The sequence below is a fragment of the Comamonas testosteroni genome, from assembly GCF_000761245.1.
Lineage (GTDB): Bacteria > Pseudomonadota > Gammaproteobacteria > Burkholderiales > Burkholderiaceae_C > Comamonas > Comamonas testosteroni_C.
Window position 1 is genome coordinate 1 of sequence record NZ_AWOR01000016.1, and the last position, 429, is coordinate 429.

The 429-nt window shown below is 46.9% G+C and carries 1 protein-coding gene; it reads left to right on the top strand.

The features are described from left to right. Positions 1 to 353: DUF2612 domain-containing protein (locus P353_RS04870; protein ID WP_157839511.1), on the top strand; the 353-nt coding region annotated here is incomplete at its 5' end. Positions 354 to 429 lie beyond the last annotated feature (76 nt).

A 429-nucleotide genomic window follows, 5' to 3' on the forward strand; every position in this document is an offset into this window, starting at 1 on the left:
CCATTGACGCGCCACTCAACAACGATCTTTACCGAAAGCTAATCAAGGCGAAGATCGCAAGAAACATAAGCGATGGAACCGCCGACAGCATCATTCAGCTCGTCGAAATAATCATTGGCGTAAAAGTTACCGCGCTTGTCGATAATGGAGACAAGTCCTTTGATATCGGCGTTGCTTCGCAGCTTGATAACACCACTCTTTATCTGATTGAGAATTTCGACCTTATACCCAGGCCGCAGGGTACGCGGATAGGTCAGGTTTTTGTCCTTCCAATCAGCATTGCAGATATTGAATCGTCCTCTTCTCACATCTATGAGTACGCAAACTTTACCCTTCCCGGAGACATATCCTGATGCCACGCCAGCCTTTTAATACAAGATGGGCTCAGGGTGTTGAGTCCGAAGACAACCTGAATACGTTTAAAGACCC